The following is a 21,570-nucleotide window of genomic DNA, read 5'->3' as shown; positions in this document are numbered from 1 at the left end:
TCATGAATGTTCAGGAGCTTTTGCACGATCAAAGCATTTTGATTCCGTTGGAAACATCCGACAAGGAAAGCTGCATCCGGTCCATGATTGACGGGCTTGAAGCCGCGGGCTGCATCAGCGATAAAGCCGCTTACTTCGATGCCGTAACGAAAAGGGAAGCAACGGGATCGACGGGGATCGGCTTCGGCGTCGCCATTCCTCACGGGAAGTCCGCTGGAGTAAGCAAAGCGGGGCTTGCTTTTGCCAAGCTGTCGCAACCGCTCGACTGGGATTCGCTGGACGGCAATCCGGTGTCGATCGTCTTTATGATTGCCGTGCCGGAAGCGGCTGCAGGGAACGAACATCTGCAAATTTTGATCGCTCTTTCCCGCAAATTGATCGACGAGCAGTTCCGTGAAAGCTTGCTCGCCGTAACGGAACCCCAGCAATTGAAAAATATCCTGCAAGCGATCTAAGAGGAGATGAACGTCATGCTGTCAAAAGAGGTTACAATCCGGAACGAATCCGGTTTCCATATTCGCCCTGCCCAGCTTTTTACGGAGAAAGCGGCCGCTTTCCAATCGGCGATCAAGATCATTACCGATAACGCGCCTGACCGCACCGAAGTGGATGGCAAAAGCATTCTTGGATTGATGACTTTGGGACTGGCCAAAGGTTCCGTCATTACAATTGCAACGGAAGGTCCCGATGCGCAAGAAGCGCTCGATGCTTTGGTCGAATTGGTGGAGAGCGGTTTTGGGGAAGCGTAATGCTTGCGCTTAGGGCGCAGACGGATAGGAGGAAAGGCCATGTCTGAAACTATACTGCAAGGGCTTGGAGTGTCGGCTGGCATACGAACCGGTAAAGCATTCGTATATGCGCCTGCCAGGCTTACCGATATCGTGAAGAAAAAAACGGAGGATCCGGCAGCGGAAGTACTGCGGCTTCAACAGGCCAAGGCGCAATGCCTGGAAGAGCTCCAAGCGCTTATCGGGCTCGCCGAGAGCAAGCTGGGAGAGGATAAAGCGGCCATCCTGAAAGGACAGATCAGTTTTTTGCAGGACCCGACTTTTTATCCGCCGATGGAGAAGCTGATACTGAACGAACAGTGGACGGCAGAAACTGCGGTCGATCAAATCGTAACGCAAGTAGCCGGGTTGTTCGAAAGCATGGCTAACGAGTACATGCAGGAGAGGGCTGCGGATGTCCGCGACATAGGGAATCGGCTGTTCGCGCAGTTGTCCGGACGCAAAGGAACGCAGCTGTCGGATATTCGGGAGCAGGTGATTCTGGTAGCGGACGATTTGACGCCTTCTGACACGGTTCAGTTGGATAAAAGCCTGGTTCTGGGCTTTGTAACCCGCATAGGCGGCAAAACCTCGCATACCGCGATATTGGCGAACTCTCTCGGAATCGCGGCCATTTTGGGCGTCGGCGACGGGATCGATTCCATTCGGCAGGCCGACGAGCTGATCATCGACGGCTCGACAGGCCGATGCATCGTGCACCCTTCCCGGGAGACGGCAGAAGCCTATCGGGTGCAAATGTGCAAAGAAACGGAAGAACAGGCCGAACTGCAAGCTTATGCGCAGCGCGAAGCGGTTTCCAAAGACGGCTTCCGCGTGGAACTGGCCGCCAATATCGGCACGGTGGAAGAATCGCTGACATTGGTGGATCAAGGAGCCGAAGCCGTGGGCTTGTACCGGACCGAATTTTTGTTCATGGGACAATCGCATATGCCCGGCGAGGAAACCCAATTCGCAGCCTATCGTGACGTAGCGAAAGCAATGCAGGGACGCCCGGTTGTGATCCGCACGTTAGATATCGGGGGAGACAAGGAACTGCCTTACCTGGAGCTGCCCAAGGAAATGAATCCGTTTCTCGGCTATAGAGCGATTCGGCTTTGCCTGGATCAAAAAGAGCTGCTCCTTACCCAGCTTAGAGCGATTTTAAGAGCAAGCGCATATGGCCATATCAAAATCATGTTCCCGATGATTTCGGGGATGGAAGAATGGCGGCAGGCCAAGGCCATCTATGAAGAAGCGCGCTGCGCGCTGCGCCTCGAAGGAATCGCCTTCGCGGACGATGTCGAGCTGGGCATCATGATCGAGATTCCTTCCGCCGCTTTGATGGCGCCGAGCTTTGCCAAAGAAGTGGATTTCTTCAGCATCGGCACCAATGACCTGGTGCAGTATACGGTCGCGGTCGACCGCATGAACGAAAAGGTTTCTTATCTCTATGATTACTTCCATCCGGCAGTCATTCGTTTGATCAAAACGGTCATCGACGCATCGAACCGCAGCGGAAAATGGACCGGCATGTGCGGAAGCATGGCCGGCGACCCGCTCGCAGCCCCTCTGCTCCTCGGCTTGGGACTTCATGAATGGAGCATGGCGCCTTCCGCGCTCTCCAAAGTGAAAAAAGCGATAACCCACATGGACCGCAGCGAATGCGCCGCCCTGGCGGAACGTATTCTGGACATGGACACGCCGGCCGAAGTTCGGCAAGCGCTTGAGGCGTTCAGTCAACTGCAGACGGTATAATCCGCGGGCAAGTTCGATAGAAAAAGCAGTTATCGCAGAGCAGCCTCTGCGATAGCTGCTTATTTGGTTTGCCGGTTTTCAGCTCCCGCGGCAAATGCAAGAATCGGTCCGTCCCAATCCGCCTCCCGGATCTCCCGGTAGTCCCCTGCCGTGTAAGCCCCGATCGTTTTTTTCCAAAAAATCCCCGCTTCCAATTCACGTACGAGCGCAAAACCGGCCAAGCTTCCGTCCGCCCGCACCAGATACGGGTACCTGCCGTCTTCCGTCCAGTAATGATCCAGATACATATATTCGTACAAACCGAACTCATTCACATCGTCCTCGGGATCGAACTCGCTAAGATCATATTTATACAGCTCGGTAAGGTTCCTTAAGATCGATTTTTCCGCATAGGGCGCTTGTTGCACGGTAATTTTCATACAGTTCTCCCTTGAGTGATTTTATATCAGTTTGACGACAGCGCTAATCAAATAGGCGGAGGGCAGCAGCACGAATTGACCGAGCAGCGTGCCGAAAAATCGGCTCGTCATCAGCAGCACGTACACTTTGCCGAGTTGGTTTTTGTATGCTTCTTCATGCAGGGCCTTGTCCGTGATCAGCCCCAATTGGGGATCGATAAACAGCGTTAGCAAAATCGTCGCAATCCCGTTAATAATTCCGGATGCCTGCGAAGCCGTCGTACTGTACTCCGGCAGCAAATGAGCCGCATAGAGCGATGCCAGCACACCCACCGTATAAAATGCGGTGACCAGCACGTTCAACAGCACGAACCTTTTGGGAATGTCCAGATATCGGAATTGCAGCAGCATTTGTAGAGACGGTTTTTTGAGGTAATGCTTCGTATTTTTCAACTGCCCTATCGTAACGCTGGTAATCAGCTTCGGAATGGAGCCGGCGACTTCCAGCCGCGAAATGACCCGTCCTGATAGATGTACAAACGTAGGAAACATGGCGATTGCGATAATTGTACCGATGGATGACGCAAACATGATCATGCGCAAAATGTCCAGCAAGTTGAAATCCGGATGACGATTGGCATAGTCCACAAACTTGGCCGTCAAAGGGGCCTGGATCAAATTCGCCGTTCTGGAGACGAGCACGATAATCCCGGTCAACGATAGAGCCACAGCTATTTTGTTCAGTTTGACTCCGGCAAACCGCACCGAATAGGATAAAGTCTCAGCCGTATGGATGATCAAGGTCAATACGAATACGACGACTAAACTGCCGGTCATCACTTAATCTCCCCCCTTTTCCCCGCAAAGCAAAGTCTGCGACTCACTTGTTCCATTTCACCTTGTTGATCTCCTCCTTGAGCCGAAAACATTCCTGCAGATCGATGTCATACACATTGGCCAGCGCAGCCACATAATAGAGCACATCGTACAATTCCTCTTCAATCGTGCCTTTGATCGTTCCGTTTTCCGCCAGCCTTTGATTTTTTCGCAAAACTTCCGAAAGCTCTCCGGTCTCCTCAATCAGCTTATAAAAATAATGAAGCCGGTTATCGGGGGCATAATCCGTTTTTTTGATATACTGCTGCAATTGCCTGAGCGTTAATTCCGTTTCCATACCAGTCCCTCCGATCAAAAAGAATATTCCCGGCTGCGCCGGCTGTACCGGCAGCAGAACCCGGTTGCCCGGTTATGTATTTGATGCAGGACGCACCAAAAAAGGATACATGAGATACAGCCCCGCCGCATATAAAGCGATGGCCACGTATACGGGCAGCAAATGAATGAAGCTTGTATAGCCGATATGCAAATGAACCAGTAATCCCGCCGCAAAACCGGGCAGACCGCCAACCAGGAACGTCCACCACAGCCAGCCCTCCCCCTTGTTCACTCCCCACAAAGCGGAAGCGGTTATCGCCACCGCCAGCGAAAACAGCGCCCCGCCAAACCCCGCGCGGTCGTGGGCAATCAGCGGCACCAACCGCTCGTTCCAAGCAGATAGCTGCTCAGCGCTTGCGCCGAGAAATTCTAAATCCGTCGGCACAAACACATGGGTCACGCCGATGAAAGAAATCGTCAGTCCGCCAATCCCCAGAGCGGCGCCAAGCACGACAAAACAGCACTGCCCCCATTGCGCCCTGCGCCAGACCGTATCGTTATACCAGCCCGGCGGTTTGCGGGACGGCCGATCTTTCAGCCCTCTCAGCGCAAGCAGCATCATCGGCAGCAAAATAGCAGCCGCTGTCGCATGCAGCGGATCGAAATAACCGTAGCCCAGATAAAGAAAAAAGCTGCTGAAACCGACCGCGCAGGAGGCAAATACCGCGGTTTTGGCCCAGTGCAAACCGTATCGAAGCCCATGCCGGGCCAATTGATAATAAAAGATGCCTATGGAAATCATCGTCCCAGCCAGCGTGATCCGGTCGTGGGACATGAAATGCAGAACGCGCCGGTTCCATTGTAAAATGTCGCCGCGCCCCACGCCCAGGAAGCTCTCGTCATAAGGCAAAAGCACGCTCGTCTGCGCGATCAGCCAAGCCAGCACGCCTCCGAGCATCATGCCGATGCCGAGGAGGTTCATCCAGCCCCAGTTCGCCCAGAACGACGGCGGCTCAGGCTCCGGTGTTTCCCGAATGCGGTCATAGAGGACCGCTTCGTTGATTCGTTTGGACAGCCCGGGCCCCGCATACACCAGCCCGCTGTGCAGCTGGATGCAGTTCGCGCCCGCGGCCAGCAGCTCCCGGGCATCCTGCGGCTGATGCACCCCGCCGCAGGCGACGATCGCCTGCCGCGCGTCCAGCATCCCGCGCAGCTGCCGGACCTTGGCCGTCGCCTCGCCGAGCGCGCCGGCCCCGACCCGGATTCGGCCGTCTTCCAGACGCACCGAATCGCCGAGCACTACACCGCCGCAGCTGCTTAGCGCCTCGCTGGCGGCAAGCGCCTGCAGTGCCGCCTGCGAAGCGTCCGGCGGCACATAGAGCAGCACAGGCTTGCCCGGCGCTACCGCGTCCGCAAGCTGCTGCGCTCGCCGAAGGATGGCCACCGCCGCAGCGGGCGGCCATCCTTCGGCGAGCGCGTCGAGGCTGAAGCCCGACGCGTAAGGCGCCAGCTTCACGAGCAGCTCGCGCAGCTCGTGGAGGGCCTGCTCCGGCGTCCGTCCGGGCATCGGACGCAGCCGGCAAAACAGCGGCAGCCGGTGCCCCGCGCCGCGCCGCAGCCGCTGAACGATGCGGTCGACGCCATCGTTCTCGTAGCCATCCGGGTAGACGATAGCCTCCTCCCCGGCCTCCCTGACGATCGGTGCGGCGCTGCGCACCTCCCGGACCGTGACCGGCCCGATTTCGATGTAGCCGAAGCCGAATTGGGACAGCGCTTTGTGCGCCGTGCCATGCGGATCGAGCCCGCCGCTCAGGCCGACGGGGCAAGAAATCGGCACGCCCGCAAAGTCTCCCGCCAAAATCGGCGGCAGCTCCACATGCCCCATCGTTCGAATCACGAACGCGCCGCCCGGCATCCGGCTGAGCGCCCCCATCGCTTGGAGCGTGAAATCCCGCGCCAATTTCGCCGAAAGACGAAACAGCAACGGCCGAAAAATAGAATGATAGGACCAATCCGGCATAGGCCCACTCCTGTTCGCAGCATAATCTGGAAAAGTTTCTCTTTTCAGTATACAGGTTTCCGCCGTTTTCTTCCTTACAAAATTAAACGTGGGGCTAATAGGCTGTACCTCCAAGGAACTGCAACCGTTCGCAAAGCTGCTTGACGCCGAAGATGGCGCAGCCGTTCGATAAGCAGCATGGGCAGCCAACGGGACCCTCAATTGGGGACGCTGCCATTCGCGAACCGGCTTGGCAAGCCGAATCCCCGAAATGCCTGCGAAAGTGCAGGCTTTTTCCGTGAAAATGGTTCATTTTAAGAAAAAACCTGCAATTGTGCAGGAATTCTTGATCAAAATGGGTCTAAGCACGTGTATTCACTGAAAAGCCTGCACTTTTGCAGGAATGTTTCGTTTCAAGTGCCTCATCGAGCAAAAAACTGCACTTTTGCAGGCTTTCTGCGCGCGGCCCTGCCAAGCAGATATACTCCCGCCTGGCGCGCCAGTTTTTCGACAGTCCGACTTCGCAGGCTTTCTGCGCGCGCGTAGTCCTCCCGCCTGCCAAGTCAAAAAGCGCGATTGGCACCCGCTGCTCTCATGCCAATCGCGCTTGCACAGCGCCCGTTGTCCGAACTGGGCGCCAGGAGTCTACATCTATGCCGCTTGCGCTGCATAGAATCCGTCATTTTGCATATTCGGACAGACGTCTAGCTTCTGTCCACCGTAACTTCCGCGTCGGCGAAAAACTTCGCCGTCGCCAGGGAAGCTGCGCCGAGGACGGCCGAGCGCACGCCAAGCTGCGAGAACTCAACCGTCAGCTGCTTCCGCGGATGCGGCAGGGAACGCTGCTCCAGCAGCGCCAGCAGCGGCCGCTTGAGCCACTTCTCGGCTCCGGCCAACCGGCCGCCGAGAATAATAAATTCGGGGTTGTAGGCGTTGATCACGCCTATGACGCCAACCCCGAGGTAGTATCCGAGCCGCTCGAACAGCCGGACGGCAGCTTCGCTGCCTTCGTCCGCCAGGCGCAGCAGCTCGTCCACATCCGCTCCATCCTCACCGCGGATCAGCCCGAGATCCCGCGCGTGCTTTTGGAGCGCGAGCTCGGATGCATACAGCTCCCAGCACCCCATGCTGCCGCAGCGGCACTTGGGACCGTCGTGCTGGATCGAGATGTGCCCGATCTCGCCGGCAAAACCGCTCGCTCCCCGGTACAGCTCGCCCTTAATAATAATGCCCGCACCGATGCCGATCCCGATGCTGATATAGATCAAGTTCGCCGCTTCCTTGCCGGCGCCGAACTGCCGCTCGCCTACGGCCCCGGCATTCGCCTCGTTGTCGATCACAACCGGGATGCCGAACTCCGCCTCCACCATCTTCTGCAGCGGCACGTTCTCCCAGCCGAGATTCGGCGCGAACAGCAGATTGCCGTTCTCGTCGCAGATGCCCGGGAGCCCGATGCCGATGCCGACGATGCCGTACACGCTGTCCGGCGCCCGGCGAATGAGCTCGCGGATGCTCGCTTTCATCACTTCCACTACGTTGTCCACCGTATCGTTGTTATGCTGCACCGTGTATGCTTCGATCACTTTGCCGGTCAAATCGGTGAGAACGGCCAGGCAATCGTCCACCCCGAGGTCGATCCCGACGGCGTATCCCGCCGCTCCGTTAAACAGCAGCATCATCGGCTTGCGGCCGCCGCTCGATTCGCCCGCCCCGATTTCCCCGACCAGGCTGCTTTCCATAAGCTCGTTCACCAAGCTGGATACGGTCGCTTTCGTCAGCCCTGTCATTTCCGCAATCCGCGCGCGGGAGATCGGCGAATTCGTGCGGATATGGCGCAGCACGATCGATTTATTTATTTTTTTAACCAGGTTCAAATCCCCTGTTTGCTTCATGACAAGCCCCCAACTGTGCGCTATTCGTCTGCCTTTTTTAGTATGAACTGATTTTAACACGATCGTCTGCTCATTGCACGGACTAAGTTTGTTTAATGAATTTACAAACTTTATGAATGATGATATGATTACAGCATAAGCATTTATTAATTTATGATTCCGGAGGTAGAGTCGATGAGCTATTTTGACAACATTCAAAAGATCAAGTATGAGGGCAAGACTTCCACGAACCCGCTTTCTTTTAAATTTTACAATCCCGACCAGATCGTTCTGGGCAAAAGCATGCGGGAGCATCTGCGTTTTGCAATCGCTTACTGGCACTCCTTCTCCGCCAACGGCTCCGACCCGTTCGGAAGTGGTACTGCGCTGCGCGCCTGGGACGAATACACCGGCATGGATCTGGCAAAAGCGCGCGTCGAAGCTTGCTTCGAGCTGCTGAACATTTTGGACGTGGACTACTTCGCTTTCCACGACCGCGACATTGCGCCTGAAGGCGACTCGCTCCGGGAAACGAACGCGAACCTCGACGAGATCGTCGCGCTGATCAAAGACAACATGAAATCCAGCGGCAAAAAGCTGCTCTGGAACACGGCGAACATGTTCACCAACCCGCGCTTCGTTCATGGCGCAGCTACTACGAACAATGCTGATGTGTTCGCCTATGCCGCAGCGCAGGTGAAAAAAGCGCTGGAGCACGGCAAAGAGCTCGGCGCTGAAAACTACGTTTTCTGGGGCGGCCGCGAAGGCTACGAAACGCTGCTCAACACGGACCTCGGCCTGGAGCTCGACAATCTTGCGCGCTTCCTGCACATGGCCGTCGACTACGCCAAAGAAATCGGCTTCGACGCGCAGTTCCTGATCGAGCCGAAGCCGAAGGAGCCTTCCAAGCATCAATACGATTTTGATGCGGCGACGACGCTCTCGTTCCTGCAAAAGTACGACCTGCTGCCTCACTTCAAATTGAACCTTGAAGCGAACCATGCGACGCTTGCGGGCCATACCTTCGAGCACGAGCTGCGCGTAGCGCGGATCAACGGCGTACTCGGTTCCATCGATGCGAACCAGGGCGATATGCTGCTCGGCTGGGATACCGACGAGTTCCCGACCGACCTGTACGCGACGACGCTGGCGATGTACGAGATTTTGCTTAACGAAGGCGGCATCGGCCGCGGCGGCGTGAACTTTGACGCCAAAGTGCGCCGTACTTCCTTTGAACCGTCCGACGTCGTCTATGCTCACATCGCAGGTATGGATTCTTTCGCACGCGGCTTGCAGGTTGCCGCCAAATTGATCGAAGACCGCGTCTTCGACAACATTCTCGACACGCGCTACGCTTCCTTCAAATCCGGCATCGGCGCGGATATCGTGTCCGGTAAAGCGAACTTCAAGACGCTCGAAGCCTATGCGCTGCAAAACGGCAGCATCGTCAACCAATCCGGCCGCCTCGAGTTGATCAAGGCTACGGTGAACCAATACATCACCAACGTATAATGCAAAAGCAAAGGAACCTCCCGCACCGGGGGGTTCCTTTATTTTTGCCGCACTTTCGCAGGCTTTGCCGGCGAATGTTCCGGGTGAAAGAACCATAAGTAGAAAACCCGCGATAAATAGAGCGTCGCCCACACGCTGAGAAACGTCCAGATCGGCTTCCAGGCGTAGTAATCGATCAGTTTCGTATATTTTTCGATGAGCGATTCCACGATCGTGATGCCAAGCGAGAATAGCGTAATGTAAAGAAAACGGGTTACGCGCCGCTTTTGTTCCGGATAAAGCATATTCATGAAGACGGCAACAGTCGGATAAGCCAAAAATTCGAAAGTGAAGCTCGTCATATTTTTGTGCAGCCCTCTGACCGGATAAGTCAGCCACCCCATTTGGACAACGACAAGTCCGAGTATCCAGTTGACCAGCTGCTGGAACAGAAATACGGCCTGCGCTTCCCTCCGCCAATCTTTGGGAACGAACAGCAGCGCCGTCACGCATATCAACCATACGACCGCAAAAATGATTCGCTCCGCCGTCAACGCCCGTCATCCTCCTGCCACTTCGTCTTCTGAAAATACCATCTGCCGTACATCCGCGAAAGGTTCATTCCCGCTAAAAAAACGGCGGCATTCAGCCAGATGTTAAAATGTTCATACCTGACAAGCTGTGTAAACAAGGTTAGTGAATAAACGTAAAGACAGCTTGCGGTAACAAAAAGCGCCTGATACGCGGCTTTGTTAAGCAAACTGCCCTTCTCCGGGTAATATAAATAAAAAATCGCAGTAATCAAGGGGAACAGCACATAATTGTTCGTAAAATTGCCGCCCGTCGCCTGCGGAAACTCACGCACCGGGTTCGCGATGAAATTGTTTTCCACAAGAAGCAGGCTGGAGATCCAGGTCAGGAACTGACTCGATAAAAATACGAGCACCGCCTCGCGCACCCGGGCTCTGGGCACCAGCAGGAGAGCCGCAATCAGGCATACTATCCAGACAGCCGCGAGCACTATGCGCCCCAAGATCATTCGTTCTCACCCTTCGGGAATAAATCATATTCTCCCAATATTCCCTTATTGCGCGAAAATATCCATGGAACGAGCTTCTTTTTGCTCAATTGAGTCCTCAAGCGCGGCTGCGTTCCAAGATCCGTCTTCGTTGTTGTCGCGAACCGTTTTTTGCAGCACGAAGGAGGACATCGTCAGAAACAAAGCCGTGACTGCGTAATAGCCTTGCACCGATAGCGGCTGCTGAAGGTTGACGATGCCGACAAACATCGCGAGCAGTGCACAAACGAAAGCGCTCCAGGCCATGAAAGTGAATGCTGCCGTATTGCGTTTACGGGAAGAATGCCCGTCTTCCATGTTGTCCCGGACGACTTTTTGCAGAACGAATGCCGACATGGTCAAAAATAATGCGCTGACCGCATAATACCCTTTTACGCTAAGCGATTCTTCCAATGTATAAATCCCGATGAACATCGCCAAAAAAGCGGCGATAAACGATGCCCATGCCATAAACGAAAATGCTGCCGTATTTCTTTTCCGATTTGTATCCATCTTCCATTCCTCCATCAGGTTGCTTGCCGCAACGCGTTATGTACGATTACTTGAACTTATTGTAGGACAGACCGGCCGATTCAAATAGTACTAACTTTAAATAGTACTGAAGCAATCGCAAGCATAATTTGGGCTAGACATACACCTATTGTGGATAGACGGAATACGATAAAAGTAATGAAGTACAGGAACGTCAGGAGGAATTTCCGCATGCAGATTCATGTAGTTCAACGTGGTCAGACATTATACAGAATCGCTCAAACTTATGGGGTAACGGTGGAGGATATTACGGAGGCCAACCAAATAGCTGCGGCTCAGTCGCTCGTCATCGGACAGGCTCTGGTTATTCCGATCGTCGGCTCGTATTACCGGGTGATGCCCGGCGACACTTTACAGTCGATCGCCCAAAAATTGGGCGTCGCCGCGCAAACGCTCGCCTCACTCAACGACCTCAGTCCGGATCAGCCGCTTGAAGCAGGCTCCGCTTTGTACATTCCGCCGGCGCCAAGGCGCGATGCCGAGGTCAATGCTTATCTGGAACCTCACGGGCATCATGTATCTGCGCCGCTGCTGAATTCGGCCCGCGATGCGGCTCCCCATCTCACGTATCTTGCCCCGTTCAGCTTCCGGATTTTACGCGACGGCTCGCTGCAGGCGCCCCCTTTGAACGGCCTGGAATCGATTGCCGCGCAGTCGCAGGTCACGCTGATGATGGTTGTTACGAATTTGGAGAAAAGCCAGTTCAGCCCGCAGCTTGGGCATTTGATTTTGAACGACTTAACGATTCAGAACCGTTTGCTCGAAAATATTAAGGCAACCGCCAAGCGGTACGGCTTCCGGGATATTCATTTTGACATCGAGCACCTGCGGCCGGATGACCGTCTGGAGTACAACCGTTTTTTGCGGAAGGCGGCGGATCAGCTCCACCGCGAAGGGTATCTGATGTCGACTGCGCTGGCCCCCAAGACGAGCTCCGCGCAGACAGGCGAATGGTATACGGCGCACGACTACAAAGCGCACGGGCAAATCGCCGATTTCGTCATCATTATGACGTATGAGTGGGGCTACAGCGGGGGGCCGCCCATGGCCGTTTCGCCGATAGGGCCGGTGCGCAAAGTGCTGGAGTATGCGCTCAGCGAAATGCCCGGCTCGAAAATTATGATGGGACAAAATTTGTATGGCTACGACTGGACGCTGCCTTACGTGCATGGCGGGAAGTTCGCCAAAGCGATCAGCCCGCAGACGGCGATCGATCTGGCTCGCAGGCACAGAGCGAATATTTTGTACGATCATAGGGCGCAAGCCCCGCACTTTCACTATTGGGATCCGTCCGGAAAAGAACACTCCGTCTGGTTTGAAGACGCCCGCTCGATTCAGGCGAAATTTCTTTTGCTGAAAGAACTGGGTCTAAGGGGCATCAGTTATTGGAAGCTCGGTCTCAGCTTTCCGCAAAACTGGCTGCTGCTGGAGGACAATTTTAACATTGTAAAACGGTGAGGAACGACCGGAACAGACAACCTTGTCCGCAACTGGAATCTCGCCGGGCCGAATAAATTTCCTGCGGGATGGGAATAGTAAATCTGCCTATTTTGACGCACTTTTGAGCGATTCGGAGGTATGCATGATGATCCCGCGGCTGTATACGAAGTTGGCGCTGCTATCGTTTTTGTGCTTTGCCGCCGCTGTCGGAGCAGGGCATAGCCATTCCCCGGAAGCAGCCGGCGGCGGCGCTTCGCCGCTCGGTTCGGGCGTTCCGCCCTCGTACGCCGGTTATTCCGAACGTCCGCCGGAGCCTGCCGCACATTCCGCAGCGGGTCGCAGCGGCTATCTCGGATTGCTCGGGCTGCTCGGCCTTATCGGGCTTCCCCGCGCGCGGAACAGCCGAAGCCGGGTCGAATGAGATAAACCTCTATCGAAGCTTTCGAAGATGTGGTAAAAGGAGCAAGACCTTCAAAACAGGTCTATGCTCTTTTTTGCATTCGCGGGCTGCAAACAAAAGTTTACTCAATGGACATATGTTTATAAATGATTTACAATGAAAGCAGACCTGCACAGAAAGGAGCATGCCATGGACCGGGAACAGCAAATTTTGGCGCTTATCCGTCAAAACCCGTTCATTTCGCAAAATGATATCGCCGGCAGCGTCGGCATTTCGCGCTCTGCAGTAGCCGGTTATATCGCCACGCTCATGAAAAAGGGCTTCATCCGCGGACGCGCTTACGTGATCGCCGATGAGGGTGCCGTGATGTGCATCGGCGGCGCCAATCTGGACAGCAAGGCGGCGAGCAAGCAGCCGATTCGCCTGGCTTCCTCGAACCCCGTCACGCTGACGGAGTCCTGCGGCGGAGTTGCGCGCAACATCGCCGAGAATCTCGCCGGACTGGGATGCCGGACCGCGCTCATGACCGTTGTCGGCGACGACAAAGCCGGGATGTGGGTGCTTGAGGAGACGAGGAAGCGCGGCGTTGACGTCAGCCAATCGGTTGTGCTGCCTGGCGAGAATACAGGCACCTATACAGCGCTGCTCGATGCGGGCGGCGATATGTTTTTAGCTTTTGCCAATATGGAAATTTACGATACGTTTACCCCGGAGCTGCTTAAGGAAAAATGGCCGCATATTGCCGCCTCCAAGCTTGCAATTGCCGATACCAACCTGCCGGAGAGCTGCCTGGGCGAATTGGTCAAGCGCTGCGCCGAGGAAGGGGTTCCGCTGTTTATCGATCCCGTCTCTTCGGAAAAGGCGAAAAAACTGCCCGCACAGCTGCAGGGGGTAACGGCGATTTTCCCGAACCTGGAAGAGGCTTGCCAGTTGGCAGGAGCAGCCATTACCGAACAAGCCGAGCCCGCTTTTATTGAAGAACTGGCGGCTGCCATCCGCAAGCGCGGCGTGCAGCATGTCCTGATTACGCTCGGCAAGCAAGGCGTCTTTTACCATGGCGAGGAAGGCAGCGTGCAATTCTCCCCGATACCGACGGAAGTCGTTGAAGTTACAGGCGCGGGGGATGCTTTCGTAGCGGGCGTCGCTTACGGTATTTTGCAGGAACAATCGTTTATCGAAGCGTGCAAATTCGGCATCGCCGCAGCCCACATCACTTTGCAAACCAACGAATCCGCCGCAGGCGGGCTGAACGGCCAACTGCTGCTTGATATCGTACAAAAACATTCATTTTAAAAGGAGAGTAACCGAACATGAACTCTTATTTGACTTTTACCGACGAAGTAAAAGAAGCGCTGGACACGGGCAAGCCCGTCGTCGCTCTGGAAACGACGATCATTTCCCACGGCATGCCATACCCGCAAAATATCCAGATGGCGAATAAAGTGGAGCAGATCATTCGCGATAACGGCGCCGTTCCGGCCACGATCGGCATCATGAACGGCAAAATCAAAATCGGCTTGAACGAACAGGAGCTGGAAGCTTTCGCGACCAGCCAGGATGTCGACAAAGTGAGCCGTCGCGACTTCCCTTATATCCTGTCGTCAGGCCGTATCGGCGCTACGACTGTGGCCGCTACGATGATCGGCGCTGCACTTGCCGGAATCGAAGTGTTTGCGACCGGAGGCATCGGCGGCGTACACCGCGAAGGCGAAACGACGATGGACATCTCCGCCGACTTGACGGAACTGGCGCAAACGAACGTAGCCGTTGTGTGCGCCGGAGCCAAATCGATCCTCGATATCGGGCGCACGCTCGAATATTTGGAGACGCACGGCGTTCCTGTTGTCGGATACAAAACAAGCGAGTTCCCGTCCTTTTATGCCAGGGAGAGCGGTTATGGCGTCGATTTCCGCCTGGACGAGCCGGCACAAGTCGCCGACATGCTGCGGACCAAATGGTCGCTGGGCTTGCAAGGCGGCGCCATCGTCGCGAACCCGGTGCCTGAGGAATCGGCAATGAACCATCTTGAGATCGAAGGCGTTATTCGCCAGGCGCTGAACGAAGCCAAAGAGCAGAACATTACCGGCAAAAAGGTCACTCCTTTCCTGCTGGCCCGCATCAAACAGTTGACCGACGGCAGAAGCCTCGCGACCAACATCGCCCTCGTCTACCACAACGCACAAGTCGCTGCGCAAATCGCCGTGGCACTGAAGCAAAAATAAGCTTGAGCGGGGCCGCGTCGTTTCAAGGCCGATTGACTCGCTGCTCCGCACCAAAAAAAGATGCTGCGCTTAATTCTAAGCCAGCATCTTTTTTGTGCGCGGGCTATTCCGTGACCCACACCGTCTTTTGCTCAAAAGGTGTGCGTTTGGAATTCGGCACGTCTCCCTCGGGATAGCCGATGTAGATAAAACCGACCAGCTCCTCCGCTCCTGTAAGGCCGAACGTTTCTTTCATCTTCGGATGGTAGGTCGGCGCACCCGTCCGCCAAATCGTGCCAAGCCCCAGCGCGTGGGCTGTCAGCAGCATATTTTGCACCGCGGAGTGCGCCGCGGCGTATTCCTCGATCGCCGGCACTCCGGCCAGGCCGGCCGGCGTTACGGCGACCGCGATCACGACCGGAGCGCGGAACGCTTTTTTCTCTTGCGCGCTGCGCAGCTGCGCCAGCTCTTCCCCGGGCAGCGCGCCCGCCTCAGCGGCCGCGACTTCCGCGTAGCCGCGGCCAAGCAGCTTCCGGCCGTCGCCGGTCATGACCCAGAAGCGCCACGGCTCGGTTTGCCCGTGATTCGGCGCCCATACGGCCGCTTCCAGTATTTCCTCAATGAAACGGACCGGCACCGGGTCCTGCTTCACTTTTCCGACACTGCGGCGCTGGCGGATGGCTTCTTTTATTTCCATAGCTTCATTCACTCCCGCTTTCTCATCTCAGTGATAAACATTCTCATCTACTATATTGTGCACGAATGCGCGGCATTTCGCAAATGCGTGCAACAAAAACAAGCGCCCATACGTTTATTCCATATGCGGTCGGCCGCTGTCATGTGGCACACACCGCGCGCCGGGAGCTGTGCGCGGTGCTCATGCGGGAAGCCTGGCCGCTCTCGAGGGGGATCCCCTCGCATTGGCTAACCCCTCCGATACCCGCAAACAGATTCGGTGGCCTGCCGGAAAAAGCGTACCTCTGAGCACGCTCATGAACGAAACATGCCGGCCGGTGGCACATCACCGATAAGCCCTGCGCATAGAAAAACCTGTAAAAGTCCGGCTGTGGAGTAACCCCCTCTTTTTCTCGCTAATCAAAATAGCGCCAAAAGTATGACCTAAATACCCCCGCAAATCTCAGGCTGCTGAAACCCATGCTTCTCCTGCACGGGCTTTGGCGCTGAGTTTGGGCACAAGGCTGCCCTGTGGGGAGAAAACCTGCAAAAATACATGAATTTGCGTCCTTGATCGCTGGCTACGAAGAATTCCTGCAAAAGTACAGGCTTTTCATCGAACACATAGACTCATACTCACTTTCAGCAAAAATTCCTGTACTTTTGCAGGTTTTTCGCCAAAACAAGCCAACTCCACAGAAAAAACCTGCACTTTCGCAGGTTTTCTCCCTAGCAAGCTGCTTCCCGCCCAGTTGTGCAGTTCCACGACCTACACCGGGAGAGGCGCGGGCCTAAAAAAGGCAGCTGTCCTCCAAATAGCCGCACTCGCTCCCCTAGCCCTCACAGAGTGTCGCGACTTGCTCGGGCAGCCTGCACATTTGCAGGAATATGCCGCGGCCAGCGTATCTATCGGGCAAAAACTGTACTTTCGCAGGTTTTCTTCGCGCCACCATAACTAGGCAGTTGAGTGCTGCCGCATGCGCATTGAGATATGAGAAGAGCCTCCCTTCCGGTTGGTTCGATTCTCACTCTCATTACAACAATTTGACAATGACAGCGTAATTGTAGCAATCTATAATTAAGGCTGTCAGCCCGCGCCAGCTCACATAGCAGCAGATTTGCAGGGTTTCATACTTATGCTTGACCCGAACCATCCATTATTTTCAGGAGGTACTTATGAAAAAATCTTTATCCATCATCGCACTCGGCACAATGGCTCTCTCTTTCTATACAGCTGCAGCGCTCGTAGATCCGGCAGGAAAGGCTGCCGCCGCGGCCTCAAAAACGTCCGCTGATTTTCAGGATTTGAAAGATAGCGACGCAAGCCTGAAAGCCAAGATCGACAGTCTGCTGGCGGCAGGCGTTTTTGAAGGCGTGTCCGACACGTCATTCGGCATCAACGAAAATATGACCAGGGCACAGTTCGCAAAAGTGGCCACGCTCATTTTCGGCATCAAGGTAGACCCTGCCGTCAAGGTTTCCAGCTTCACGGACGTAACCGCCGGTGACCCGGCCAACGGTTGGGCGATTCCTTACATCGAAGCAGCCAAAAAAGCCGGGCTGATCGATGGCGTAACGGACACGACTTTTGCTCCCGGCGATAAAGTGACGACCGGTCAGTTGGACACTATTCTTTTGAAAGGTTTGGGCAAAAAGGTGAGCACAACCGGCAGCCCCTGGTTTGCGGACGCAGTCAAGCAGGCTTCTGACCTTGGCATTCATCCGGCGGGCAAAACAGGCGATGCCGCTGCGGACCGCAAGGACCTCGTCGTGAGCTCCTACGCTGCTCGGCCAAATCCGGTGAAGCCGCCGGCGGAAACGGCGACCCCGGTATCCGTCAGCTCCGTCCAGGCTTCGAGCGACAAAACGAAGGTGCAAGTCACACTCAACAAGGAAGTCGACACGACAAAAGCCACGCTTGCTTTGAGCAAAGGAACGACAGCCGTTCCGTCTACAACGGAGTGGTCCAGCGACAAAAAATCCGCCGTTTTGACTCCGAAGGACGGCGCTCTGACCGCGGGAGACTACACGGTAACGCTGGGCGGCCTTGACACGGCGGCTACCCGCATGTTTTCGATTGCCGCTTCCACAACGGCGGGCGGCACCGATTACAGCTCCGCTCAAACTTACGATCTGGGCAATGTGATCGACAGCGGTTTGACGGCTTCGGCTACAGGCTTGAACGGCCAGGAAACAAGGGCAAATGCCGAGAACCCCGCCGTCAGCAAGCTTGCCAAGGAAATCGTGATCAAAGCGACAACCGCCGCAGGCGAAGAAGTCGCGATGCCGGGAATGGTTCAGTCGATCGCTTCTTCCAATCCGAGCGTGGTTAAAGTAGGCGTATCCGCCGATCACCGCGGCTATGCCCTCGGCAACAAAGCGGGCACGGCAACGGTCAGCGTCGCTTTCAAAACGATCAACAATGAAGTGAAGAACATGCAGGTGACGGTCAACGTCAAAGCCGATCCTGTCCAGGCCAAGCAAATCAAGGTCGGCAACACTTCTTACGACTACACGCTTGCCGGCTCCGCTTCGTTCAATGCCTTCACGGCGATGGACCTGACCATCACGGACAACTACGGCATTCAGTATGAAAAAGGGGACGTGCCGAAATACAATTTTGCGCTGGGCTCGCTGCTGATTACAAATGATGTTCAGGGCGACTCGAGCAAAGGGGCTGCAGGCACCGTATCGGTAGATCAGGACGGCACTGTCCGCGTGACAGGCAACGTCACTTCGTTCGAATTGACCGCTGTGCTGCCGAGCGGCGACAAAGCCACGACTTACGTCCACGTGAAGTAAGACAACAAAAAAACGCCTCCGGCCCTTGCGGGTTTGGGAGGCGTTTCTTTTTGCACTTTTTTAAGCCAGCGTATAAAATTTTTCAAGCTGTCCGACAATTTCGCTTTCGGAAGCGTCGACGATCACTTGGTACTGCGGTTTGTCCAGCAGTTGAGCGATTTGCTCCGGGTACGTCTGCTCGATACCGCATTTTTCGATGGACTCGTTGAACTTGGCCGGATGCGCGGTAGCGAGCGTCACGCATACTTCGCCCGCGCCGTTGCATTTCTCATAGGCAGCTACACCGCACGCGGTATGGGGATCAAGCAAATACCCGTTCTCCTTGTAGTACGTGCCGATCGTCCGCAAGCACTCGTCTCCGCCTACGCCGTGAGCGGCAAAATCGGCCTGCACCTGACGAAGCAGCTCCTCATCGATGCGGATTTCGCCTTCGGCTTTGAATTTGGCCATATATTCCGAAACCTTTGCGGCATTTTCCCCTGTCAAATAGTACAAGTATCTTTCAAAATTGCTTGCCACTTGAATGTCCATCGACGGGCTGTACGTGCTGACGAATTCGCCCGGCTTGTACACTCCTTCATGGACGAACCGTTCCAGAATGTTGTTTTCGTTCGTAGCGAGGATCAGCTTGCCGATCGGCAGCCCCATTCTTTTGGCCAAATAGCCCGCAAAAATATCCCCGAAGTTCCCCGTCGGAACGCTAAAATTCAGCTTTTCAGCACCGGAAGGCTTGGCTGTGCGGAAATACGCATAGAAGTAGTACACGGTTTGCGCCAAAATACGGACGAAATTGATCGAATTGATTGCCCGCAGGTGGTATTTGTTCTTGAAATCCACATCGCCGAACAGGTCTTTAATGATTCCCTGGCAGTCGTCGAATGTTCCTTTGACCGACAGGTTGAGCACATTGTCCGCGTGCACGGTCGTCATTTGCAGTTCCTGCACTCGGCTCACTTTTTGGTGCGGGTGCAAAATGCAGATGCGGATGCCTTCCTTGCCTCTGACTCCTTCGATAGCGGAAGCGCCCGTATCGCCGGAAGTCGCTCCAAGGATATGAATAATTTTGTTCTGCTTCTTGGACACGTAAGAGTACAGATTGCCCAGGAACTGCAGCGCAATATCTTTAAAAGCGAATGTCGGACCGTGGAACAGTTCCATCACATGCAGGTTGTCCGAAATTTTGCGGACAGGCGTCACTTCGGGATCGCGGAACGTCGAATAGCTTTGACGGATCAGCTCCTTCAGATCTTCCTGCGGAATTTCGTTATTGGTAAAGTACGAAAAAATCTCATAGGCCAGTTCCTGGTAGGACAACTGCTCCATTTGCTTCAGCTTGTCCTGCGGGATTTGCGGGATTTCGCTCGGGATCAATAGCCCTCCGTCGTCCGCCAATCCCATCAATACCGTATCGATGAACCCGATTTTATCAACTTTGCCTCGCGTACTTTTAAACTCCATAGTCATCCGTTGCCAAGAACTTATAAAAGTCTATAAATCCTTGTTTGCTTCCTGCTTCAACGTGTCCGCTTTTGCCAGAGCTACTCGCGTTTGATATAACACTCCACAGGCGTAAATTCGGATGCAACGAATCCTACATATTGACGATGACGTTTACGTGTCAGCCCGCCAATTTAGATAGATTGATCGCCGCATTCAAGTCACGATCCATCATTAATCCGCAAGTGCATTCGTAGATGCGGTCAGATAGTTTCAGATTCTGCTTAACCTGACTACAACATGAACACAATCTTGATGATGGGAACCATTTATCAGCTTGCAAAAATTTCGCGCCGATCTTCTCGCACTTGTATTTCATCTGCCGCACAAACTCATGCAGCTTCTGTCCGGCTATCGCCTTGCTCAAGTGGCGGTTCTTCATCATTCCGCTCACATTCAAATTTTCCATCACTACAGCGCTCGGCTTGGTTTTCGCTATTGCGCTTGTCGCTTGATGAATGTGGTTGGTACGGATATTCGTTAGTTTCCGATGAAGCAAACGCATTGACTTTTCGACTTTTACAAGATTGCATGTCTTGACAAAACGATTCCCCTCCTTGTTCATCTCGTATTTACGGGAAGCCTTGCGCTGCAACCGACGCAAGCGTTTCTCCGTCTTTCTTACGGCAGCAGACTTATTGATGTTCTTAAACACCATCCCATTACTGCATACCGCCAACTCTTTTATCCCTACATCAATACCTATGGCTTCGCCCGATCGTTCCAGCTTCTCCTGCTCCTGTTCAATGCCCACAGAGACATACCAATACTTCCCGTCAAACGATACGCGCGGATTACTATACTTCACACCAACGGGAAGTTGTTCGGATGTTGCTACCCAGCCGATCTTCTCAAGTAACGCTTGACCGTTTCCGACCTTCAACTTCTCCGTATCCTGATAAAATGCAGGTTTGGAACGCTTTTTGCTCTTGAACTTCGGCTTCCCCGCATGTCCCTTGAACATGTTCCTGAATGCTTCACAAACGTCTTTGACAGCTTGTTTCGCCACGTTGTTGGACACTTCGTATAGCCACGCATATTCTTCTGTCTGTTTGAGCTTCGTCAGTTCTTTCCGCAAGTCTCCGTCAGGAATGAACTTCCCGCCGTTCTGGTAATTTTCTTCCTGTCGGGCAAGCGCCCAATTGTACACCCACCGAGCCGTTCCAGCCGAACGCCACAACTGTTGTTCCTGTTCAGGAGTTGGCCGAATTCTGACCTTTTTCGCCAAAATCATCTTCCATCAACTCCTTGAGCAGTTTCCTGGCTTTATTCGCCCGCTTTCCTTTCAATCGACAACTGAATACTATAACGATCTGTTGTAGTTGATGCCGCTGCCAATATCCAAAATGATCTTTTATCCCAATATAACATTATAACAAATATTATAGAGATTATAATAGTTTAAATGGGATTTACATGAATGTTTTCGAACCCCCTCATAAACTTATTGATCCTATTATAACAGAAAATCAATTCTTCTCCGCAAAAGCAAAAAAGCCGGTTCGGCGAA

The 21,570-nt window shown here is 54.3% G+C and carries 20 protein-coding genes and 2 pseudogenes; 9 read left to right on the top strand and 13 right to left on the bottom strand.

Translation table 11 applies throughout. The features are described 5' to 3' along the window. The first annotated feature begins 2 nt into the window (after positions 1 to 2). The 3 genes from AC3G2T_RS14360 to ptsP are packed head-to-tail and all read left to right on the top strand — an operon-like array spanning position 3 to position 2,522. Positions 3 to 455 (top strand): PTS sugar transporter subunit IIA, encoded by a 453-nt coding sequence (locus AC3G2T_RS14360; RefSeq protein WP_488435888.1) that lies wholly within the window; start codon positions 3 to 5, stop codon positions 453 to 455. Between the two features lie 15 nt (positions 456 to 470). Continuing rightward, positions 471 to 749, top strand: a complete 279-nt coding sequence (locus tag AC3G2T_RS14355) for an HPr family phosphocarrier protein (RefSeq protein WP_488435887.1) — start codon at positions 471 to 473, stop codon at positions 747 to 749. 39 nt (positions 750 to 788) lie between these two features. Beyond that, positions 789 to 2,522, top strand: a complete 1,734-nt coding sequence (ptsP, locus tag AC3G2T_RS14350; protein WP_488435886.1) for a phosphoenolpyruvate--protein phosphotransferase — start codon at positions 789 to 791, stop codon at positions 2,520 to 2,522. Between the two features lie 59 nt (positions 2,523 to 2,581). Here ptsP and AC3G2T_RS14345 read toward each other — a convergent pair whose 3' ends face one another. The 5 genes from AC3G2T_RS14345 to AC3G2T_RS14325 all read right to left on the bottom strand — a co-directional run bounded on the left by AC3G2T_RS14345 (position 2,582) and on the right by AC3G2T_RS14325 (position 7,966). After that, the gene (locus AC3G2T_RS14345; protein WP_488435885.1) at positions 2,582 to 2,941 is read right to left on the bottom strand and encodes a hypothetical protein; all 360 of its coding nucleotides are present in this window, start codon (positions 2,939 to 2,941) and stop codon (positions 2,582 to 2,584) included. Between the two features lie 21 nt (positions 2,942 to 2,962). After that, positions 2,963 to 3,757 (bottom strand): lipid II flippase Amj family protein, encoded by a 795-nt coding sequence (locus AC3G2T_RS14340; RefSeq protein WP_474682608.1) that lies wholly within the window; start codon positions 3,755 to 3,757, stop codon positions 2,963 to 2,965. A 43-nt stretch (positions 3,758 to 3,800) separates the two neighbouring features. Beyond that, entirely contained in the window at positions 3,801 to 4,094 is a 294-nt protein-coding gene (locus AC3G2T_RS14335) for a MazG nucleotide pyrophosphohydrolase domain-containing protein (RefSeq protein WP_488435884.1), read from the bottom strand. A 72-nt stretch (positions 4,095 to 4,166) separates the two neighbouring features. Continuing rightward, entirely contained in the window at positions 4,167 to 6,095 is a 1,929-nt protein-coding gene (locus tag AC3G2T_RS14330) for a dihydroorotate dehydrogenase (RefSeq protein ID WP_488435883.1), read from the bottom strand. A gap of 683 nt (positions 6,096 to 6,778) precedes the next feature. Further along, positions 6,779 to 7,966, bottom strand: a complete 1,188-nt coding sequence (locus AC3G2T_RS14325) for an ROK family protein (RefSeq protein WP_488435882.1) — start codon at positions 7,964 to 7,966, stop codon at positions 6,779 to 6,781. A gap of 174 nt (positions 7,967 to 8,140) precedes the next feature. On the opposite strand from AC3G2T_RS14325, the gene xylA reads away from it, so the two are divergent. Continuing rightward, a complete protein-coding gene (gene xylA, locus AC3G2T_RS14320; RefSeq protein ID WP_488435881.1) occupies positions 8,141 to 9,457 on the top strand; it encodes a xylose isomerase in 1,317 nt (438 codons plus the stop codon). Between the two features lie 38 nt (positions 9,458 to 9,495). Here the strand turns inward: xylA and AC3G2T_RS14315 are convergent, their stop codons facing one another. The 4 genes and pseudogenes from AC3G2T_RS14315 to AC3G2T_RS14300 all read right to left on the bottom strand — a co-directional run. Further along, the gene (locus AC3G2T_RS14315; protein WP_488435880.1) at positions 9,496 to 9,990 is read right to left on the bottom strand and encodes a CBO0543 family protein; all 495 of its coding nucleotides are present in this window, start codon (positions 9,988 to 9,990) and stop codon (positions 9,496 to 9,498) included. Next, positions 9,987 to 10,475, bottom strand: coding sequence for a CBO0543 family protein (locus AC3G2T_RS14310; RefSeq protein ID WP_488435879.1), 489 nt, complete (start codon positions 10,473 to 10,475; stop codon positions 9,987 to 9,989). The genes AC3G2T_RS14315 and AC3G2T_RS14310 overlap by 4 nt, the downstream gene beginning before the upstream one ends. 45 nt (positions 10,476 to 10,520) lie before the next feature. Further along, entirely contained in the window at positions 10,521 to 10,811 is a 291-nt protein-coding gene (locus AC3G2T_RS14305) for a YiaA/YiaB family inner membrane protein (RefSeq protein WP_474682806.1), read from the bottom strand. Then, positions 10,803 to 11,006 (bottom strand): annotated as a pseudogene (locus tag AC3G2T_RS14300) (YiaA/YiaB family inner membrane protein); the annotation flags it as partial. The pseudogene AC3G2T_RS14300 and the gene AC3G2T_RS14305, both read right to left, overlap by 9 nt. Before the next feature lie 210 nt (positions 11,007 to 11,216). Here AC3G2T_RS14300 and AC3G2T_RS14295 point away from each other — a divergent pair. The 4 genes from AC3G2T_RS14295 (at position 11,217) to AC3G2T_RS14280 (ending at position 15,107) form a co-directional block, all read left to right on the top strand. Continuing rightward, positions 11,217 to 12,503, top strand: a complete 1,287-nt coding sequence (locus tag AC3G2T_RS14295) for a LysM peptidoglycan-binding domain-containing protein (protein ID WP_488435878.1) — start codon at positions 11,217 to 11,219, stop codon at positions 12,501 to 12,503. Between the two features lie 124 nt (positions 12,504 to 12,627). Beyond that, positions 12,628 to 12,906, top strand: a complete 279-nt coding sequence (locus AC3G2T_RS14290) for a hypothetical protein (RefSeq protein WP_488435877.1) — start codon at positions 12,628 to 12,630, stop codon at positions 12,904 to 12,906. A 168-nt stretch (positions 12,907 to 13,074) separates the two neighbouring features. Further along, positions 13,075 to 14,178 carry a carbohydrate kinase gene (locus AC3G2T_RS14285; RefSeq protein ID WP_488435876.1) on the top strand — a complete coding sequence of 368 codons (1,104 nt, stop codon included), beginning with the start codon at positions 13,075 to 13,077 and terminating at the stop codon, positions 14,176 to 14,178. A gap of 17 nt (positions 14,179 to 14,195) precedes the next feature. Further along, positions 14,196 to 15,107, top strand: a complete 912-nt coding sequence (locus AC3G2T_RS14280; protein WP_474682618.1) for a pseudouridine-5'-phosphate glycosidase — start codon at positions 14,196 to 14,198, stop codon at positions 15,105 to 15,107. Between the two features lie 103 nt (positions 15,108 to 15,210). Here AC3G2T_RS14280 and AC3G2T_RS14275 read toward each other — a convergent pair whose 3' ends face one another. Beyond that, the gene (locus AC3G2T_RS14275) at positions 15,211 to 15,783 is read right to left on the bottom strand and encodes a nitroreductase family protein (protein WP_474682619.1); all 573 of its coding nucleotides are present in this window, start codon (positions 15,781 to 15,783) and stop codon (positions 15,211 to 15,213) included. Between the two features lie 1,154 nt (positions 15,784 to 16,937). On the opposite strand from AC3G2T_RS14275, the gene AC3G2T_RS14270 reads away from it, so the two are divergent. Next, the gene (locus AC3G2T_RS14270; protein ID WP_488435875.1) at positions 16,938 to 18,563 is read left to right on the top strand and encodes an S-layer homology domain-containing protein; all 1,626 of its coding nucleotides are present in this window, start codon (positions 16,938 to 16,940) and stop codon (positions 18,561 to 18,563) included. A gap of 60 nt (positions 18,564 to 18,623) precedes the next feature. Here the strand turns inward: AC3G2T_RS14270 and thrC are convergent, their stop codons facing one another. The 3 genes and pseudogenes from thrC to AC3G2T_RS14255 all read right to left on the bottom strand — a co-directional run. Then, on the bottom strand, positions 18,624 to 20,021 hold the full coding sequence (gene thrC / locus AC3G2T_RS14265; protein ID WP_488435874.1) for a threonine synthase: 1,398 nt from the start codon (positions 20,019 to 20,021) through the stop codon (positions 18,624 to 18,626). 160 nt (positions 20,022 to 20,181) lie between these two features. Next, on the bottom strand, positions 20,182 to 21,294 hold the full coding sequence (locus AC3G2T_RS14260) for an RNA-guided endonuclease InsQ/TnpB family protein (RefSeq protein WP_474682622.1): 1,113 nt from the start codon (positions 21,292 to 21,294) through the stop codon (positions 20,182 to 20,184). Continuing rightward, a pseudogene (locus tag AC3G2T_RS14255) lies at positions 21,254 to 21,382 on the bottom strand (IS607 family transposase); the annotation flags it as partial. The gene AC3G2T_RS14260 and the pseudogene AC3G2T_RS14255, both read right to left, overlap by 41 nt. Positions 21,383 to 21,570: the final 188 nt, after the last annotated feature.

This window comes from Paenibacillus sp. sgz302191, assembly GCF_057749925.1.
This window is presented reverse-complemented; position numbering and strand designations above follow the sequence as displayed.

What these genes read in the sequence shown, in the direction of transcription:
- AC3G2T_RS14325 (WP_488435882.1), bottom strand. Translation starts at nt 7,966, where the DNA reads ATGAAGCAAACAGGGGATTTGAACCTGGTTAAAAAAATAAATAAATCG.
- AC3G2T_RS14280 (WP_474682618.1), top strand. Translation starts at nt 14,196, where the DNA reads ATGAACTCTTATTTGACTTTTACCGACGAAGTAAAAGAAGCGCTGGAC.
- ptsP (WP_488435886.1), top strand. Translation starts at nt 789, where the DNA reads ATGTCTGAAACTATACTGCAAGGGCTTGGAGTGTCGGCTGGCATACGA.
- AC3G2T_RS14270 (WP_488435875.1), top strand. Translation starts at nt 16,938, where the DNA reads ATGAAAAAATCTTTATCCATCATCGCACTCGGCACAATGGCTCTCTCT.
- AC3G2T_RS14340 (WP_474682608.1), bottom strand. Translation starts at nt 3,757, where the DNA reads ATGACCGGCAGTTTAGTCGTCGTATTCGTATTGACCTTGATCATCCAT.
- AC3G2T_RS14310 (WP_488435879.1), bottom strand. Translation starts at nt 10,475, where the DNA reads ATGATCTTGGGGCGCATAGTGCTCGCGGCTGTCTGGATAGTATGCCTG.
- thrC (WP_488435874.1), bottom strand. Translation starts at nt 20,021, where the DNA reads ATGGAGTTTAAAAGTACGCGAGGCAAAGTTGATAAAATCGGGTTCATC.
- AC3G2T_RS14355 (WP_488435887.1), top strand. Translation starts at nt 471, where the DNA reads ATGCTGTCAAAAGAGGTTACAATCCGGAACGAATCCGGTTTCCATATT.
- xylA (WP_488435881.1), top strand. Translation starts at nt 8,141, where the DNA reads ATGAGCTATTTTGACAACATTCAAAAGATCAAGTATGAGGGCAAGACT.
- AC3G2T_RS14360 (WP_488435888.1), top strand. Translation starts at nt 3, where the DNA reads ATGAATGTTCAGGAGCTTTTGCACGATCAAAGCATTTTGATTCCGTTG.
- AC3G2T_RS14285 (WP_488435876.1), top strand. Translation starts at nt 13,075, where the DNA reads ATGGACCGGGAACAGCAAATTTTGGCGCTTATCCGTCAAAACCCGTTC.
- AC3G2T_RS14275 (WP_474682619.1), bottom strand. Translation starts at nt 15,783, where the DNA reads ATGGAAATAAAAGAAGCCATCCGCCAGCGCCGCAGTGTCGGAAAAGTG.
- AC3G2T_RS14345 (WP_488435885.1), bottom strand. Translation starts at nt 2,941, where the DNA reads ATGAAAATTACCGTGCAACAAGCGCCCTATGCGGAAAAATCGATCTTA.
- AC3G2T_RS14335 (WP_488435884.1), bottom strand. Translation starts at nt 4,094, where the DNA reads ATGGAAACGGAATTAACGCTCAGGCAATTGCAGCAGTATATCAAAAAA.
- AC3G2T_RS14330 (WP_488435883.1), bottom strand. Translation starts at nt 6,095, where the DNA reads ATGCCGGATTGGTCCTATCATTCTATTTTTCGGCCGTTGCTGTTTCGT.
- AC3G2T_RS14305 (WP_474682806.1), bottom strand. Translation starts at nt 10,811, where the DNA reads ATGGAAGACGGGCATTCTTCCCGTAAACGCAATACGGCAGCATTCACT.
- AC3G2T_RS14290 (WP_488435877.1), top strand. Translation starts at nt 12,628, where the DNA reads ATGATGATCCCGCGGCTGTATACGAAGTTGGCGCTGCTATCGTTTTTG.
- AC3G2T_RS14295 (WP_488435878.1), top strand. Translation starts at nt 11,217, where the DNA reads ATGCAGATTCATGTAGTTCAACGTGGTCAGACATTATACAGAATCGCT.
- AC3G2T_RS14260 (WP_474682622.1), bottom strand. Translation starts at nt 21,294, where the DNA reads ATGATTTTGGCGAAAAAGGTCAGAATTCGGCCAACTCCTGAACAGGAA.